Origin of the sequence: Nocardia macrotermitis, assembly GCF_009604405.1 — a bacterium.
GTDB lineage: Bacteria > Actinomycetota > Actinomycetes > Mycobacteriales > Mycobacteriaceae > Nocardia > Nocardia macrotermitis.
In genome coordinates, this window is the sequence record NZ_WEGK01000001.1 from 202,396 (window position 1) to 216,822 (window position 14,427).

A 14,427-nucleotide genomic window follows, 5' to 3' on the forward strand; every position below is an offset into this window, starting at 1 on the left:
GTATTTCCTTACGCTGCAGCCGCATTGCCCGCGGCGGTGGATTTTCCGGAGATTCGTTTGGCCGCCATCCGTTCATCGGACGGCAGTTCCAGGTCCCAGGCCAGACCGAGCGCGGCCAGACTCCTGATCAGCCAGTACCCCGGGTCGAGGCGGTACCAGTTCAGGCCGAAGGACGGCGAGGTCGGGAACGCGTGGTGGTTGTTGTGCCACGACTCGCCGAAGGTCAGTAGCGCGAAAACGCCGCCGTTGTGGCTGTTCTCGCGGGATTCGTAGGCGCGGGTGCCGAACATGTGCAGGAAGGAGTTGATCGCCCACACGGTGTGCTCGAGGATGAACATGCGCGCGAATCCGCCCCACAGCAGTCCGGCGACCGTGCCGGTCCAGCTCAGCGTCAACAGGCCGCCCAACACCGTGGGGATCAGCAGACCCAGCCCCACCCACCAGTAGTAGAGCCGGGCCACCCGGACCAGGCCACGGTCCTTGAGCAGATCCGGCGCGTAGTGCACGACGTTCGGGTACTCGTGCCGGCGCATCCACAGGAAGTGCGAGTGCATCAGCCCGCGCAGCCGCCCGCCCCAGCCCGCGCCGGATAGGTTGGGCGAGTGCGGATCTCCCGCGCGGTCGCTGTATTCGTGGTGCCGCCGATGCAGCGCCACCCAGGACACCACCGCGCCCTGGCCGGCCATCGATCCCATGATCGCCAGCCCCGCGCCGACCCAGGGCGCGGCCTTGAACGTGCGGTGCGTGAACAGGCGGTGATAGCCGACGGTGATGCCCAGCCCCGTCACCACCCACATCACGAAAAGCAGTGCGAAATCGACGATTCCGAACGGGCGCACCAGCAGGAAGGCGACCGCGGCGACCGTCCCGAAGATGGGCAGCACGTCGAAGATCAGGAAGTGCCTGCGCTGGAGCCGGTGGATGTAGGGGCTGTCGATCGTCTTGCGACGCGGCTCACTTTTGACGGTCTCGTCCCCGGACACCGCGGGACGGTCCGGATCATGGTCTGTGGTCATCTGTATCCAACACCTTCACGAATACCGGATCCGGTTGTCTCCCGGACGATTTCGACGATAGCGCCGTATCTCCCGAACGCCGGCGCGGTGCGCGTCTGCCGATCGGCGGATCGGAATTCCTTATCAACCGTCCGCGAATCCGGATCGGTGAACGCGTCCGGGTCCCACCGCCTCGACGCGAGCCCGCTTCTCCTGCGGCGACAGCAGGGCGTCCGGGTCCGGGCCGCGGCGGTCCACACACCGAACAGCGCGTGGTCGGCGGCGGGCACGCCGAGCAGATCGCGGTCAGTGGCGGCGGGTAGGCGACATCGGCGACGAAATCGACCTCACCGGCCGCGACGGCGCGGTCGAGCAGCGCCACGGCCGTACGGGTGATCCGGTCGCGCAGCGCGGCGATCGCGCGGACGGTGAACGACGGCGACGCCATCGACCGCAGGCGCGTGTGCTCGGGCGGATCATGCGGCGGTGAACCGAACCGGCAGTGACTCCAAGCCGCGGATCACGACATTCGGCTTGTAGGAAGGGGTTTCGGTGAGCACCTCGAGCTGTTTCACCCGGCGCAGCAGCACGTCCAGCAGCACTTCCATCTCCAGCAGCGCCAGCGGTGCGCCGAGGCAGTAGTGGATGCCGAGGCTGAAGCCCAGGTGCTTCTTGGCCGGATTCATCGGATCGGAGTAGCGCGCCACGTCGACCTTGTCCGGGTCGGTGTAGGCGGCGTCGTCGCGATTGGCCGAATTGATCAGCACCACAACGCCTTCGCCGGGTTCGAAGTCGTGGCCCGCCACCGTGATCGGCTTGGTCGCCGCGCGAGTGGTGACCTGCACCGAGGGTTCGAGGCGCAGCAGTTCGTCGGGCGCGTACTCGGTCAGCTCCGGACGCCGGCGCAGCAGTTCGAGCTGATCGGGGTTGCGCAGCAGCTGGAGCATGCCGGTGCCGACCAGGTTCGCGGTGGTCTCGTGACCGGCGACGAAGGTGGTGATGCAGGTGGCCAGCAGTTCCTGTTCGGTCAGCACGTCACCACGGTCCTCGACCTGCGACAACACGCTCAGCAGATCGTCGGTCGGCTGGTGGCGACGCTCATCCAGCAGCTCCCGGAAATAGCCCATGAACCCGCGCGCGGCGACGCTGCGGGCACCCAGCGCCTCGCGCGGCAGCGTGTAGTCGTGGTCGAAGCCGCGGGCCAGATCCTGCGACCAGCGGTGCACCTGGTCGTACGCCTCCCTCGGCACGCCGATCAGCTCGGCGGCGATGGTCAGTGGCAGCGGGTAGGCGATCATCTCGATCAGATCGAATTCGCCTGCGGCCAAGGCATTGTCGACCAGCTGCTCGGTCACCTCGAGGATCCGGGGCCGCAGCCGGGTCACCATGCGCGGGGTGAAACCCTTGGTGACCAGGTTGCGCAGCCGGGTGTGGTCCGGCGGCTCCATCCACAGGAAGGAGGTCGGCAACTCCTCGGGCGCGTCGTCCGGGGAGACGGTGGGATGCATCATCCCGGCCTCCTCGGCGTGGCTCCACGCGGTGGTGGACAGCACCGCGGTGCAGTCCTCGTAACGCGTGATCACCTTGTGCCCCAACGGAGTATCGTGCAGCGGGCCCGCCTCGCGCAGGACCCGGCCCGGGGTGTAGGGGTCGGCGCGCCCGGCGGGGCCGAACAGGTGCTCTATCGCGGTGGCGATCGCCGGATCCGTCCCGGCGACGGTGGTCGGTGCTGCCAGGTCCATCTCGGAGTACCTCCTGATCAGTGGTTGCCCGGCTCCGATGCCGGAGCGGTGGGTGATACGTTGCCGTGCAGCAGGATTCGTCCGGCGATCCGCGGATCGAGCAGGGCCGCCGGGGATTCCACGAGATTGGTCACGCGTAGGAACGCGCGCGCGACCCGCGGATCCAGGTGTGCCGCGCGCTGCGCCCGCGCGACGTAGGCGTTGGTGACCCGGGTGCGCAGGGTGCGTCGCGCGACGAGGCCGTCGTGCGCCAGATCCGCCGAGGTGGCCAGCTGCCAGGCGGCCGTCACGGCGGCTCCGGCGGCGGCGTAGAAGCGTTGCGGCAGTTCGTGTTCCGGGACGTGCAGGCAGTCGCGCAGGGCGAGTGCCTGCTGGGCGGCGACGGTCATCCCCTGCGCGTACAACGGGTTGAAGCTGCACAGCGCGTCGCCCAGGACGAGGAAGCCCCGCGGGACGATCGGCTGCCGGTCGAACCGCCGTCGCACCGACTGGCGGAACCGGTGCGGCACCGGATCGCCGAGCGGTTCGCGGCCGGTGACGATGTCGTGGATGTCGGGTCCGGACAGACCGGCCGCGAAGGCCGCGAACTCGGCCGGATCGGTGGGCGGGTGGTCGCCGAGCATGCCCGCCAGGGTGACGTGCCAGCGGTCGCCCTCGACCCGGATCGCACCGCCGCCGTGCCCGTTCGCGCCGGTGGACATGATGATCGAGGCGGGTCCGTCCGCGTCCCCGGGGGCACATCGGAAGAATCGGGAGCTGTAGCCGAGGTCGACCTCGAGCCGTTCCTCCTGCGGCGCGTGGGCACCGAGGCGGGTGAGCCATTCCCCGGCGCGCGAGCCGCGTCCGGTGGCGTCGACGACCAGATCGGCTGGGAGCGTGCGGGTTTCGTCATCGGTGACGGCGAGTACGCCGCGTACCCGGTGTGCGGCGCCGAGCAGTCCGCGCGCGGTGGTGCCCGGCAGCGGTCGCACGCCGGGCAGGGCCAGCGTGCGGTCGCGCAGTACCGCTTCCAGCAGCGGCCGCGTGGCCAGCACCGAGGTCAGTCCGGTGTCGGCCGTCGCGACCCGCAAACCCGCTACGTACCAACGGGTTCCGATCAGCACCTCGGCGGTGGCGGCGCCGCGCCGGGCCATCTCGGCGGTGAAACCCGGGTACAGCTGTTCGATGGCGGTGCGGCCGCGATCGAGGAGTCCGTGCAGGTGGCGGGCCTGCGGGACACCGCGCCGCACGTCGGGCCCGCCCCCGTCGGTTTCGGTGAGCTCGTCACGTTCGACCAGGGTGACCCGGGCGAAACGATCGGCCAGCACCCGTGTCGCGAGCAGTCCGGCGATTCCGGCCCCGAGCACGATCGCGTGTCCCTCGCCCGGCACGGCATGCTCGGCCGCGCCGCGAGCACGCGGTGCGTCGGGGTGGGCCGGGGTCGTCGCCGCGGTCTGGTCGGAACTCACCTGGACAACTCCTCAAACACGAACGGGCAGCGAGGAAGCGGTTGCGTCGTCCCGCCTCGATGCGGCACGGAACCCTGTCGGCGACCATCCTGTCCCCGGCATCCGGCAAACCCGGTGGCGATTACCGGCTCCTATCGAGCGATAGCCCAATTTCCCTATGTGGCAGGACAATTGGACGATAGACAAGACCGATCAGCGGCCGCATTTCACAGCCCGTTCGCCGATCGGCAACCCGGTGCTGGTGGGCTGGCCGCATGACGATATCGACCGGGACCCTGCCGGAACAGCTGGCCGCCGTCGCCGCCCGCCATCCCGAGATATCGGCCACGTTCTGGTCGCTGTCGCGGACCCTGGACTACGCCACGCTGCACCGGGAGGCGACCGCCGCGGCCGCCGCGCTGGTCCGGCGCGGGGTGGGGCAGGGCGAACCGGTGGGCATCCTGTGCCCGAACGCGCCGGAATTCCTCATCGGCCTGTTCGCGATCACCGCCGCCGGAGCCGCGGCCACACCGCTGCCGCTGCCCGCCGGGGCCCGGCAGCTACAGGCGTATCCGGACACGCTGGCCGCCATCGTCAGCGCCGCGGGAATGCGGACCGTGCTGGTCTCCCCGCAGTTCGTGACCATGATCGACGCGCTGTCCGATGTTCCGGTCGAATTCGTCGACACCGCAACACTGTTCGCCGAGACAGCCGATGCCGACCTGCCGCTCGTACGGCCCGAGGACCCGGCGATCGTGCAATTCACCTCGGGCAGCACCGCCGCACCGAAGGGCGTGCGCCTCACCCACCGCAATGTCACGGCCGGTTTGGCGGCGATCCGCTCGGGCATCGACCTGAGCCTGTCCGATCAGGGTGGTTTCTGGCTGCCGCTGTTCCACGACATGGGCCTGTTCGGCACCCTGTCGGCCATCCTGCGCGGCATCCCCGCGCACATCTGGTCACCCACCGCCTTCGTCAAGGATCCCGCCCGCTGGTTACGCGAATTCACCTCCAGCGCAACGACTATCACCGCGATGCCGAACTTCGGCTACGAGGCGCTGCTGGCCGCGGTGCCGCCGGAGCGGGCGGCCGGATACGATCTGCGGCACTGGCGGATCGCGTTCAACGGAGCCGAACCCATCTCCCGCGACGTGGTCACCGCGTTCTGCGAGCGTTTCGCACCGGCCGGATTCGACCCGGCCGCGATGTTCGCGGTATACGGCATGGCCGAGGCCACCCTCGCGGTCACCTTCCCGCCGCTGGGCCGCGCGCCGCTGTTCGACTGGGTGGATCGCGCGACGCTCTCGGATTCCGGTTGGGCACACCATGTTTCGCCGGAGACGCCGGGCGCTCGCGCGGTCGCCGGGGTGGGCGCGCCGGTGGCCGGGATGCGGCTGCGCGTGGTCGACCCGGACGCGGGCATCGCGCTGCCCGACGGGGAGGTCGGGGAGATCCGCATCCGCGGCGACGCGGTGACCGGCGGCTACCTGACCGCCGATCCGGCGCGCACGGCCGAATTGTTCGCCGACGGCTGGCTGCGCACCGGCGATCTCGGCTATCTGCGCGACGGGGAGCTGTTCGTCACCGGCCGCAGCAAGGACATGATCACCGTGCGCGGGGTCAACTACTACGCACAGGACGTCGAGGCCGCCGTCGGCGATCTCGGCGGCATCCACCGGGGCCGGTGCACCGCCACCACCGATCCGGACGATGCCGACATCATCGCTCTCATCGTGGAGACCGATTACACCGGTACCGCCGCGCACGACCTCGTCACCGCCGTCGAGGCCCGTGTCGCCGCCCGGCTGGGCCTGGCCGCGGTGCGGGTGTATCTGGCCGCGCCGCGCAGCATTCCGCGCACCAGCAGCGGCAAGCCGCGGCGACCGGCCGCCCGTGAACTGATCGCCAACGGTATTGCCGCGCAACACCGTCCGTAGAGAAACCGGAGCCACCGTGCACAGCTACGACGTCTTCCGCCATTACGAACGCCTGCACTGGAAACTGGGCGACCTGGATCTGGAGAGCATCGATCCGACGCTGGTCCGCCCCGAGCACGTGACGCTCGCCAAGAGCGCCACGATGGGCGAGTCCAATGTCATCGCCGCGGTGCACGGCTTCCTCGACGAATTCGTGGACGACTACGACTTCTCCACCTTCGCGGTGGTGTGGGGTTTCCAGGAAGTGCAGCACCACTACGCTTTTCGCGCCTGGCTCGCCGCGATCGGCGAGCACGTCGAGGACACCGCGATCCACGCCATGCGCGCCCCGTACGCGCCGGGCACCACCCCCTCGGCGACGCTGGCCACCAACATCATCTCCGAACTCACCGTCAACCACGTGTATCGCACCATGTCGCGCTGGGTGACCGAACCGGTGCTGCAACGGCTGCTGCTCGAGGCCAGTCGCGACGAGGCCGGGCACGCCCGCGAATTCATCCACTACACCACCGAGCGGCTGGCCCGCCGGCCCGCGGAGTTGCCGTCGGTGCTCGAGACGCTGTACGTCTACAGTTCCGAGGCGAAGATCAAACATCCGGTGAGCACGTTCAAATCCGGGATCGCCGAATTGGGCGAGCACGCGACCATCGACACCGGATTCGAGCTGTTCCTCGAGCAGATCGCCGAGGACGGTGAACTCGAGGTGCTGCACGACAAGGTGCGCCGCACGTTCACCGGGATCACCGGGCTGGACCTGTCCTCCAATGCCAAGGTGCGGCGGGCGCTGGCCGATGCGATCGCCTGAACCGCTGACCGGCCACATCGCCGAGACCGTCACCGTGCCCTGGTCGGTGGTGCCGGAATATCATTGTTTCGGCTGCTCACCGCACAATTCTTCGGGTCTGGGACTGCGCTTCACCCCGCACGGCGACGGCCTGCTGGCCCGGTTCCGGCTGGATCGCCGCTTCGAGTCCTATCCCGGCGTGGTGCACGGCGGGCTCATCGGCGTCATCTGTGACGAGGTGATGGGCAATCTGATCGTGCTGGCGCGGCGGGTTCCGGCCTTCACCGTCTCGCAGCGCACGCGGTTCCTCACCCCACTGCTCATCGAGCACGACTATCGCTGTGTCGCAACGCTTTCCGCCGACAAGGACGGCACCATCGCCGCGGTCGCGGACATCCTCGACGAGGACGACGGACTGTGCGCCTCGTCCAGCGCGGTCTACCGGCCCTTCGCGTTGGCCGACGTCCGCCACCAGCTCACCCTCGGCGACGCCGACGTCGCCCGGCTCCAACACGCCCTGTCCACCCCCGACCCGCATTTCCCGCACCGGAACGGAGACCACCCATGACCGTGCCCACCGGCGAGCAGATCCTGTCCACCGTCACCGAGATCGCGGTCGCCGAGACCGCCATCCCGGCCGCCGACCTGCGCCCCGACGTCGACCTGCGCGGCATGGCGGGCGTCGATTCGGTGCGCGTGCTGCGCATGGTGGCCCGCATCGAGCGGACCTACGACATCGAACTCGAGGACTCCGACGTGTTCGGCATGTCCACCCTCGCCGACGTGGTGACCGTGGTGGACCGCGCGTTGCGGGCCGAGGCGGCGGCATGACCGTCACCGCGGACACCAATCAGCATTACGATCTGGATCCGGAGATCTTCGGCGAATTCCTGGATCCGTTGCGCAAGTACAGTTCCGGGCTGTACCTGCACGCGGACGACACCCTGGAACAGGCGCAGCGGAACAAGTTGCGGTTCGTCGCGGACCGGCTCGGCCTGCGCGGCGGGGAACGGCTGCTCGACATCGGATGCGGCTGGGGTGCGCTGATCCTGTTCATGGCGTGGGAATTCGACTGCGACGCACTGGGAATCAGCCCGGCGCCGCGCCAGCACGAGTACATCGCCGAACAGGCCGCCGCCCGCCGGCTGACCGACCGGGTGCACACGCGGGTCGGGCATTTCGAGGAGATCGAGCTGCCCGCAAAGGGTTTCGACGCGGTGACGCTGCTGGGCTCGATCGTGCACATGCCCGATACGGACGCGGTGTTCCGCCGGGCGCGCGGGGTGCTGCGGCGCGGCGGCACGCTGTACGTCTCGGAGAGCTGTTTCCGGAACGCCTCGGCGCGAACGGCTTTCGACGAGCGGGACGGCACCCGGTTCGTGCGCTCGGACATCTTCGGCTTCGGTGAGCTGCGCCCGCTCTCGGAACTGATCACCGCCGCCGAGAACGCCGGATTCTCGGTGATCGCGGTGGACGATCTGACCACGGACTACCGCCGCACCATCGAGGCGTGGATCGCCAACGTGGACGCCGCCGCGGACCGGATCGACGCGCACCGCCCGGAGCTGGCCGCGACCCTGCGGCGCTATCTCGAAATCGCCAATGCCGGTTGGGGTTACACCACCAAGCATTACGCGCTGACCTGCCGCAACGCGCGCTGACGGGAGCAAGCCGATGACGCGAGAGCTTCCCGGGACCGAAATCCCCACCGCGGCGATCCTGCTGCCCACCGACGAGATGTGCGCGGCGGTGGACGGCTTCCTGGCCGCGTCACCGGCCGCGCGCGCCTGGGACGTGGAGACCGCGTTCGACTGGGACCGCGCCGCCGCGGACCGGCTCACCGAGGGGCAGCGGTCGGCGGTGCAGTTCGTCACCTACATCGAGGATCATCTCCCCGGCTATTTTGATGTGTACCAACGGTATTTCCCGGTGGACGGCCGCGTCGACCAGGACACCTTCGTGCACAATCGGGAGCTGTACCACTTCACGGTGCGGTGGGCGCTCGAGGAGGACACCCACGCCCGCGCGCTGGCGCGGTATCAGCAGGCCGCCGGGATGGCCGAAAGGTCGACGCTCCGAGACGAACTCGCGGTGGAAGGGCGTAAACCGTTCGATCTGCCGTACCGGCATCCGGTGCAGTTCTTCGCCTACGCGCTGGTGCAGGAGAAGGCGACGCAGCTGTATTACCAGTCGCTGCGCGAGGTTTCGGGCGATCCGGTGCTGGCGGCGGTGCTGTCCCGGCTGGCCCGGGACGAGGCCCGGCACTTCAGTTTCATGGCCGACGTGGTGGGTCGCTACCTGCGCACGCAGGGTGACGCGGTGGTGGAACCGATCCGGGAGGTGGTCGCCGGATTCCGAATGCCGTTGGCGGACACCATGCGTGGCTACTGGCGGTGGGCGCTGCGGATCGCCGACGTCGCGGACTACGACCACACCGCCGCCTACGCGCATCTGGTGAGGATCATCGATCGGGCGGTGGACACCCGCACCGAGCCGCTGGACGAGCTGGTCCGATTCCTGGACCGCTGCCGCGCACTGACCTGACACCGCCGGCCTCGGCCCGGTCGCCACACCGCGACCGGGCCGATTCGCGCGCTACTGCTGCGGCTGCAACACCAGGATCGTGGTGGAGCCGTGCGCGATCAATTTGCCCGCGGCATCGGTGATCCGGCCCTCCGCGGTCGCGGTCCGGCGACCGACGTGCACGGCGGTGGCCTCACAGGTGAGCCGACTGCCGTCGAGGGCGACCGGGCGGATGAAGTTCACCTTCAGCTCGAGCGTCGTGTACGCCACCCCGTCGCCGAGCATGGTGAACACCGCGCTGCCCATCGCGGTGTCCATCAGCGTCGCCAGCACGCCGCCGTGCACGGTGAACATGGCGTTGATCGTCGCCGCGTTCGGGTCCAGGTGGTACCGGGTGAATCCGGCGCCCGCGGAGTCGAGCCGGATGCCGAGCGAGGCCCCGACGCCGAGCTTCTCGCGCAGGCCGCGCTCGAAGATCTCGGTGAGTTCGCCGACCCGGGCCGCCACCGTATCGGCGGCCTGAATATCGGTGCTGGTCATAGGTTTTCCTCCCGTGCGAACGATGTCGGTTCATTCGAACAGCGCGCGGTGAACTGCGTATTGCCACGCGGGCCTCGATATCCAGGTCCGATCGGCTGATCGGAACACGCGCGGCGGACCCCCGACGGCGGGCCCGGCCGGTACCGTCGCGGCCGTGGCCGAGACGCTGGGTGCCGATTTCTTCGCCGATCCGCAGTCCTACTACCGGCGCTGGCGCGCCCGGGGGCCGGTGCACCGGGTGCGCTTCCCCGACGGCACCGATCGCTGGGTGGTGATCGGGTATCCGGAAGCCCGTGCGGCACTGGCCGATTCGCGGCTGTGCAAGGATTTCAGCCGCCTGGACGCGTTGATCAGCGCCCAGCGCGGCGAGCCCGGGGCCGATCCGCGCACGCTGGCCCTGCTCTCGCACCTGCTCAACAGCGATCCGCCCGCGCACACCCGCTTGCGCAAACTGGTCACCAAGGCGTTCACCGCGCGCCGGATCGCGCTGTTGCGACCGCGCGTCGAGCAGATCGCCGACGAGTTGCTCGACGCCCTGCGCGGTCGGGAGCGAACGGACCTGATCGCGGAATTCGCTGTGCCACTGCCGATCACGGTCATCTGCGAAATCCTCGGAGTCGCCGTCACCGACCGCGACTCCTTCCGCCGCTGGACCACCGATGTGGTCGGGGTGGCCGGACGGGAGCAGCAGCGCCGCGAATCCACCGCGGCGATGGCCGAGTTCCTGCGAGATCTGGTGCGGGACAAGCTCTCCCGCCCCGGCGAGGATCTGCTGTCCGCGCTGGCCCACACCACCGACGACGGCGATCGCCTCACTCCGGCCGAACTGGTGTCGATGGCCTTCCTGCTGCTGGTGGCCGGGCACGAGACCACCGTGAACCTGATCGGCAACGGCGCCCTGGCACTGCTGCGCCACCCCGAGCACGTGACCGGACTGCGCGCCGACCCGACCCTGATCCCCGCCGCCGTCGAGGAATTCCTGCGCTTCGACGGGCCCGTGGGTCTGTCCATGGCCCGCTTCACCGCCGCACCGATCACCCTGGGCGACACCGAGATTCCGGCCGGTGAGATCGTCTACGTCGCGCTGGCCGCCGCCGATCACGACCCGTCCCGCTTCGGGCGGCCGGACGTCCTGGACCCCGCCGCCGACCGCACCGGCCATCTCGCCTTCGGCCACGGCATCCACCACTGTCTCGGCGCACCGCTGGCCCGGATGGAGGCGGCCGTCGCCTTCACCGCACTGCTGCGACGCTTTCCGGCGCTGCGCCCGGATCCGGACGCCGCTCCCCTGCGCTGGCACGAGAGCACCCTGATCCGCGGACTGGTGGAACTGCCGGTCCTGTTGCGCGACTGAGTAATTCGCACTGGAGGTGCCAACACGGACCGAAAGCCCCGCCCGGAAATTCCGGAGCGGGGCCTGGTGTCCCCCCGGCGCTCGCCGCCGGGGCGTCTTCTACTTGGCCGGGGTGAACGGCTGATTGATGGTGGTGAAGTACTGCGCCGCGGCCGCGATCGCGACCGGGGCGGTGATCAGCAACTGACCGGCCAGGGTGCCCAGCGCGCCGACGGCGAGGATGCCACCGACACAACCGACCACAGCGGCCGGCACGAAGGCGCCGAACAGTCCGACGATGGCCGCCGAGGCCACCGTCGCACCCGCGACGCCGCCGAGCACGCAGCCCACAGCGCCACCGGCGATGCCACCGACCAGGGTGCCGATCGCGGCACCGGTGGAGATGGTGGTCACCATGCGGTTCCAGGCCGCCTGTTCACGGTCGTAGGGGGTCTTCCACGGCGCGGTGTTCTCGTAGGGCAGCGCGACCGGCTTGTAGGTCGCGTGCGCCATATCGAACTGGGGGGTCAGCGTCGCGGTGTGACCGTGGATGTCGGCCGCGATCGGGAAGACGAAATCGTCCACCCGGAACGACAATTCGGTGCCCGCGAGCACCTTGCCGTCGGCGGCCCGGATCTTGAAAACCCCGTCCTGCGCGGTCATCGAGCCCGCGTCGGTCGAGATGATGGTTGCCTGCTGGGTGGTGGTGGCCTTGTAGTTCACCGCACCGCTGTCCGCGGGCGTCGCACCGGCCACACCGGCCGTGACGGCCAGCGTCGTGGCCAGCAGGGTCGACGCCGCAGCGAATTTCCTCATCCTTTGCTGCCTTCTTCTCGTGCTGTTCTTCGAATCGGATCGGCGCGCGGTTGCGCGCACGTCTGTGGTGACGACGCGGTCACAGATCCAGGACCAGGACCTGCGAGTGGGCTCGGGAGACGCAGAGCATCATGGTGTCGCCGCGCTCGCGCTCGGCCTCGGTGAGCACGCTGTCGCGATGGTCGACCGCGCCGGACAGGACGGGGGTTTCGCAACTGCCGCAGGCGCCCTCGCGACACGAGGTGACGATCGGGATTCCGGCGGACTCGAGCACGTCGGCGATCGACTGCCCGGCCCCGATCCGGAAGGTGTCGCCGCTGCCCGAGAGTCGCACCTCGAAGGGGCGGTTCTCAGTGTGCGACAACGCTTTCGGCGCGAATCGTTCGAGGTGCACCGGGACATCGGACGCGCGGCCCGCATCCTCCACCGCCGCCAGCAGGGGTTCGGGGCCGCAGCAGTAGACCGCCGCGGCCCCGGCCGCGCCGATGATTCGCGCGATCGGCAGCAGACCGTCCCGATCCTGCGGCACCAGCGTCACCCGGTCGCCGTGGCGGGCCAGTTCGGCGGTGAAGGCCAGGTGCGCCCGGCTGCGCGCGCCGTAGTAGAGCGTCCAGTCCGCGCCCGCGGCGGCCGCGGCGGCGACCATCGGCAGCAGCGGCGTGATGCCGATGCCGCCCGCGACGAATACGTAGGACGGCCGCTCCAGCAGCTCGAAGTTGTTGCGCGGCAGCGAAACCCGAAGTTCCGTGCCCGGCAGCGCGGTCCGGAACAGGTGCTCCGAACCGCCACGTCCGGCCGGTTCGCGCAGAATCGCGACCCGCCAGCACCGTGCATCGGCGGGATCCCCGCACAGCGAATACTGCCGCACGCCGTACGAACCCACGCCGATATCGATGTGCGCACCCGGTGACCAGGCCGGTAGTGGCGTGCCGTCGGTGGCGGCGAGCTCGAGGCCGAACACGCCCTCGGCCTCGTCCCGGCGGGCCTGGACCCGCACCCCGAACTCCGTCATCCTGCAGTCCCCTCGGCCCTGTCGTTCGTCGCCACCACCGTGGCCGACGCGCGAACCGGATGCACGATGGTTGCGCGGACTCTTCTAGACCGATCGGCATTGACTATCGTCCGGAGTATCGGGACGAACCGGACCGACACTGAGCGCATGACCCCGGTGACGGAACTGGTCGACAAGACCAGCGAGTTTGTTCGAGAGCATGTCATACCGATCGAGCGCGAGATAGTGGTCGGCGGCCGCGTCATGGACGACGCGCTCCGCCTGGACCTGCAGAAGAAGGCCAAGGAGGCGGGCGTCTTCGGCCCGCTGTCCGCCCCCGAGTACGGCGGTCTGGGCCTGGACACCCGCGCCCAGGCTCAGGTGCTGGAGGCCGCCGGCGCCAGTCTGATCGGCCCGCTCGCGGTGAACGCCTGGGCCCCCGACGACGGCAACATCCACCTGCTGGCCCACGTCGCCGACGCCGAGCAACGGGAGCGTTATCTCGCGCCGCTGGCCTCCGGTGAGGTTCGCTCGGCGATCGCGATGACCGAACCGGCGCCCGGCGCGGGCTCGGATCCGCGGATGCTGCGCACCGTCGCCGAGGAGACCGACGCGGGCTGGATCATCAACGGCGCCAAGCACTTCACCACCGGCGCGCAGGGCGCGGCCTTCGTCATCTGCGTGGCCCGCACCCCCGACGGTCCGACCATGTTCCTGGTCGACCGGGACAATCCCGGACTGCGCGTCGGCCGCCGGATGCCGACCCTGGACCACAGCAGCGCGCCCGGCGGCCACTGCGAGGTCGAATTCGCCGACTGCGAGGTCCCCGACTCGGCGGTGCTCGGCACGGTCGGGCACGGACTGGAACTGGCCGCGGTGCGCCTGGCGCCCTCGCGGCTGACGTTCTGCATGAACTGGCTCGGTCTGGCCGTGCGAGCCCAGCAGCTGACCGTGGATCATGTGGTGCGCCGCACCGCATTCGGCGCGCCGATCGCCGAACACGGCCTGGCCCAGGGGCTGATCGCGGACAGCGAGATCGATATCGCCGCCGCGCGCGGCCTGATCCGCACCGCGGCCACCACCATCGACACCGAGGGCGCGGTCTCCGCACAGGCCCGGCACGAGACCTCGATCGCCAAGACCTTCGTCTCCGAGGCGGTCTGGCGGGTGCTGGATCGCGCGGTGCAGCTGCACGGCGGACTCGGCGTCTGCGAGGACCACCTGGTGGCCCGATTCCTGGTGGAGGCCAGGGCATTCCGCATCTACGAGGGTCCGTCGGAGGTGCTGCGGTGGTCGATCGCCCGCCGTGCCCTGCGCGGACCCCGCTGACCCGAGCCGA

The 14,427-nt window shown here is 69.7% G+C and carries 14 protein-coding genes; 8 read left to right on the forward strand and 6 right to left on the reverse strand.

What is annotated here, in order from left to right; all coding sequences use genetic code 11:
• Positions 1–8: 8 nt before the first annotated feature.
• The 3 genes from NRB20_RS00930 to NRB20_RS00940 form a co-directional block, all read right to left on the reverse strand.
• Positions 9–1,016, reverse strand: a complete 1,008-nt coding sequence (locus NRB20_RS00930) for an acyl-CoA desaturase (protein ID WP_153407271.1) — start codon at positions 1,014–1,016, stop codon at positions 9–11.
• A gap of 455 nt (positions 1,017–1,471) precedes the next feature.
• Positions 1,472–2,737 (reverse strand): cytochrome P450, encoded by a 1,266-nt coding sequence (locus NRB20_RS00935; RefSeq protein ID WP_153407272.1) that lies wholly within the window; start codon positions 2,735–2,737, stop codon positions 1,472–1,474.
• 17 nt (positions 2,738–2,754) lie between these two features.
• Positions 2,755–4,185, reverse strand: a complete 1,431-nt coding sequence (locus tag NRB20_RS00940) for an NAD(P)/FAD-dependent oxidoreductase (RefSeq protein ID WP_319944277.1) — start codon at positions 4,183–4,185, stop codon at positions 2,755–2,757.
• 254 nt (positions 4,186–4,439) lie between these two features.
• On the opposite strand from NRB20_RS00940, the gene NRB20_RS00945 reads away from it, so the two are divergent.
• From NRB20_RS00945 to NRB20_RS00970, 6 genes are read left to right on the forward strand one after another with little or no spacing between them, the layout of a single operon-like run.
• The gene (locus tag NRB20_RS00945) at positions 4,440–6,101 is read left to right on the forward strand and encodes an AMP-binding protein (protein ID WP_153407273.1); all 1,662 of its coding nucleotides are present in this window, start codon (positions 4,440–4,442) and stop codon (positions 6,099–6,101) included.
• Positions 6,102–6,117: 16 nt separating this feature from the next.
• Entirely contained in the window at positions 6,118–6,906 is a 789-nt protein-coding gene (locus tag NRB20_RS00950; RefSeq protein WP_319944278.1) for a ferritin-like domain-containing protein, read from the forward strand.
• Positions 6,893–7,453 (forward strand): PaaI family thioesterase, encoded by a 561-nt coding sequence (locus NRB20_RS00955; protein ID WP_153407275.1) that lies wholly within the window; start codon positions 6,893–6,895, stop codon positions 7,451–7,453. The genes NRB20_RS00950 and NRB20_RS00955 overlap by 14 nt, the downstream gene beginning before the upstream one ends.
• Positions 7,450–7,716, forward strand: a complete 267-nt coding sequence (locus NRB20_RS00960; protein WP_153407276.1) for an acyl carrier protein — start codon at positions 7,450–7,452, stop codon at positions 7,714–7,716. Before NRB20_RS00955 ends, NRB20_RS00960 begins: the two co-directional genes overlap by 4 nt.
• Positions 7,713–8,546 carry an SAM-dependent methyltransferase gene (locus NRB20_RS00965; protein ID WP_153407277.1) on the forward strand — a complete coding sequence of 278 codons (834 nt, stop codon included), beginning with the start codon at positions 7,713–7,715 and terminating at the stop codon, positions 8,544–8,546. The genes NRB20_RS00960 and NRB20_RS00965 overlap by 4 nt, the downstream gene beginning before the upstream one ends.
• Positions 8,547–8,559: 13 nt before the next feature.
• Entirely contained in the window at positions 8,560–9,429 is an 870-nt protein-coding gene (locus tag NRB20_RS00970) for an acyl-ACP desaturase (protein ID WP_153407278.1), read from the forward strand.
• Positions 9,430–9,480: 51 nt separating this feature from the next.
• Here the strand turns inward: NRB20_RS00970 and NRB20_RS00975 are convergent, their stop codons facing one another.
• Complete coding sequence (locus tag NRB20_RS00975) at positions 9,481–9,948, reverse strand: PaaI family thioesterase (RefSeq protein ID WP_153407279.1); 468 nt, start codon at positions 9,946–9,948, stop codon at positions 9,481–9,483.
• Positions 9,949–10,102: 154 nt separating this feature from the next.
• Between NRB20_RS00975 and NRB20_RS00980 the strand changes: the two genes are divergently transcribed.
• On the forward strand, positions 10,103–11,302 hold the full coding sequence (locus NRB20_RS00980) for a cytochrome P450 family protein (RefSeq protein WP_319944279.1): 1,200 nt from the start codon (positions 10,103–10,105) through the stop codon (positions 11,300–11,302).
• A 99-nt stretch (positions 11,303–11,401) separates the two neighbouring features.
• On the opposite strand, the gene NRB20_RS00985 is transcribed toward NRB20_RS00980, so the two are convergent.
• Together NRB20_RS00985 and NRB20_RS00990 are read right to left on the reverse strand one after the other, a co-directional pair.
• Positions 11,402–12,097 carry a hypothetical protein gene (locus NRB20_RS00985; protein ID WP_153407280.1) on the reverse strand — a complete coding sequence of 232 codons (696 nt, stop codon included), beginning with the start codon at positions 12,095–12,097 and terminating at the stop codon, positions 11,402–11,404.
• 79 nt (positions 12,098–12,176) lie between these two features.
• Positions 12,177–13,109: a PDR/VanB family oxidoreductase gene (locus NRB20_RS00990; protein ID WP_153407281.1), complete on the reverse strand. Its 933-nt coding sequence runs from the start codon at positions 13,107–13,109 to the stop codon at positions 12,177–12,179.
• A gap of 147 nt (positions 13,110–13,256) precedes the next feature.
• Between NRB20_RS00990 and NRB20_RS00995 the strand changes: the two genes are divergently transcribed.
• Positions 13,257–14,417: an acyl-CoA dehydrogenase family protein gene (locus NRB20_RS00995; RefSeq protein WP_153407282.1), complete on the forward strand. Its 1,161-nt coding sequence runs from the start codon at positions 13,257–13,259 to the stop codon at positions 14,415–14,417.
• The last annotated feature ends 10 nt before the right edge of the window (positions 14,418–14,427 follow it).

What these genes read in the sequence shown, in the direction of transcription:
- NRB20_RS00930 (WP_153407271.1), bottom strand. Translation starts at nt 1,016, where the DNA reads ATGACCACAGACCATGATCCGGACCGTCCCGCGGTGTCCGGGGACGAG.
- NRB20_RS00935 (WP_153407272.1), bottom strand. Translation starts at nt 2,737, where the DNA reads ATGGACCTGGCAGCACCGACCACCGTCGCCGGGACGGATCCGGCGATC.
- NRB20_RS00945 (WP_153407273.1), top strand. Translation starts at nt 4,440, where the DNA reads ATGACGATATCGACCGGGACCCTGCCGGAACAGCTGGCCGCCGTCGCC.
- NRB20_RS00955 (WP_153407275.1), top strand. Translation starts at nt 6,893, where the DNA reads ATGCGATCGCCTGAACCGCTGACCGGCCACATCGCCGAGACCGTCACC.
- NRB20_RS00960 (WP_153407276.1), top strand. Translation starts at nt 7,450, where the DNA reads ATGACCGTGCCCACCGGCGAGCAGATCCTGTCCACCGTCACCGAGATC.
- NRB20_RS00965 (WP_153407277.1), top strand. Translation starts at nt 7,713, where the DNA reads ATGACCGTCACCGCGGACACCAATCAGCATTACGATCTGGATCCGGAG.
- NRB20_RS00970 (WP_153407278.1), top strand. Translation starts at nt 8,560, where the DNA reads ATGACGCGAGAGCTTCCCGGGACCGAAATCCCCACCGCGGCGATCCTG.
- NRB20_RS00975 (WP_153407279.1), bottom strand. Translation starts at nt 9,948, where the DNA reads ATGACCAGCACCGATATTCAGGCCGCCGATACGGTGGCGGCCCGGGTC.
- NRB20_RS00985 (WP_153407280.1), bottom strand. Translation starts at nt 12,097, where the DNA reads ATGAGGAAATTCGCTGCGGCGTCGACCCTGCTGGCCACGACGCTGGCC.
- NRB20_RS00990 (WP_153407281.1), bottom strand. Translation starts at nt 13,109, where the DNA reads ATGACGGAGTTCGGGGTGCGGGTCCAGGCCCGCCGGGACGAGGCCGAG.
- NRB20_RS00995 (WP_153407282.1), top strand. Translation starts at nt 13,257, where the DNA reads ATGACCCCGGTGACGGAACTGGTCGACAAGACCAGCGAGTTTGTTCGA.